Source organism: Streptomyces sp. NPDC020917, from assembly GCF_044333795.1.
Lineage (GTDB): Bacteria > Actinomycetota > Actinomycetes > Streptomycetales > Streptomycetaceae > Actinacidiphila.
Genome location: NZ_JBIRRR010000055.1, coordinates 1 through 1,968, shown reverse-complemented (window position 1 = coordinate 1,968; position 1,968 = coordinate 1). Strand labels below are relative to the sequence as shown.

Genomic DNA, 1,968 nt, shown 5'->3' with positions numbered 1-1,968 from the left:
AGCCATCACCCACCTCCACACCCAAGGCACCACCCACTACATCGAAATCGGACCCGACACCACCCTCACCACCCTCAACACCCACACACTCACCACCCTCACCGGCAGCACGCCCCACCCCGACACCGAGCCGACCTGCACCGCCACCCTCCACCCCAAACACACCCCCACCCACACCCTCACCACCGCCCTGACCGACCTGTACACGCACGGCGTGACGCCGGACTGGGACGCCGTCACCCCGCCGGCGCCGCGGCTCGACCTGCCCACGTATCCGTTCCAGCGGCAGCGGCACTGGTTCACGTCGAGCACGGCCGGCGACGTGACCGCGGCCGGGCTGGAGTCGGCGACGCACGCGCTGCTCGGCGCGGCCACGGCGCTGCCCGACGGCGGGCACCTGTTCACCGGGCGGCTGTCGACGGCCACACAGCCGTGGCTGGCCGACCACACGGTGATGGACACGGTGCTGCTGCCCGGCACGGCCTACGTCGATCTGGCGCTGCACGCGGCGCGGCACACCGGCTGCGACGGGGTCGCCGAGTTGACGCTCAGGTCGCCGCTGGTGCTGGCGGAGAACCGGGCTGTGCAACTCCAGGTCATGGTGGCCGCGCCCGACGACGCCGGGAACCGCCGGATCACCGTCCACTCGCGTGCCGAGAGCGCCCGGGACGCCCGCGACGTGCACGACGACGCGGACGGCGACACGGGCGGGACGGCCACGACGGGCGACGGCCTCGCCGATCCGGCCGAGAACACCTGGACCGAACACGCGCACGGGGTGCTGTCCGGAGCCGGCGAGTGCGACGCGCCTCCGCGACTGCCGGAGTCCTGGCCGCCGTCGGGCGCGTCGGCGGTGGACGTCGGCGACTTCTACGGCCTGCTCTCCGACCGCGGCTACCAGTACGGGCTGGTGTTCCAGGGGTTGCGGGCGGCCTGGCGGGACGGTGACACGTGGTACGCCGAGATCGGCGTCGAAGACGCCCCGGACGGCGCGCACTTCGGCATCCACCCCGCCCTTCTCGACAGCGCGCTGCACCCGTTGGGCCTCGATCTGCTCGCGGCCGCGGAGGGGGCGGAGCAGAGCGTCCGGCTGCCGTTCTCGTGGAGCGGTGTGACGCTGTACGCCCCGGGGGCGGCCGCGACGCTGCGGGTCCGCCTGGCGCGGACCGGTGAGAACACCCTGTCCCTGACGGCGACGGATCCGGCCGGTGCGCCGGTCGTCGCAGTCGAGAGCCTGACGACGCGCCCGGTCACGCCCGAGCAACTCGCCCCCGCGGGCGGCGATCCCGGCAACGCGTTGTTCGCCGTCGAGTGGTTCCCCGAGCCCGCGGCGACGTCCGCCGCATCGGCGGCGTCGCCGGCCGGTGAGCGTACGGTCGCCGTGCTCGGCGAGCAACTGGCCTACGCCGCCGGCCGATCTCCCCTGCCCGAGTACGCCGATCTTGACGCCCTGGCCGAGGCCGTCAGCGAGGGCCGCGCCACGGCTCCCGACGTGCTGCTCGCCGCGCTGCCGGACGAAGGCGCGGGCGACGACGCCCATCACCCCGAGGACTCCGTTCAGGCGACGGACCGGCTGACCGCCGAGGTCCTGGCGCTGAGCCAGCGGTTCCTGGCCGACGACGGCCTCGCGGGCACCCGGCTGACGTTCGTCACCCACAACGCGATCACGACGAACCTCGCCCAGGCCACCGTCTGGGGCCTGATCCGCACGGCGCAGGCCGAACACCCGCACCGGTTCGGCCTGGTCGACCTGGACACCCCGCCCCGCGCCACACCCGTCACCGACGCGCTGCTCGCCGACCTGTCAACCGGCGATCCCCAGAACCGCATTCGGGACGGCGTCCGGCACACCCCGCGACTCGTCCCCGTCGCACCGGAGAACGAGGGCACCGCCGGGACACCGATCGATCCGGACGGCACGATCCTGATCACCGGCGGCACCGGCACCCTCGGCAGCCTCGTCGCCCG

General features: G+C 73.9%; 1 protein-coding gene. It reads left to right on the top strand.

Annotated elements, in window-relative coordinates; translation table 11 throughout:
• Nucleotides 1-1,968: polyketide synthase dehydratase domain-containing protein (locus ACH4TG_RS40910; protein WP_398248403.1), on the top strand; the 1,968-nt coding region annotated here is incomplete at both ends.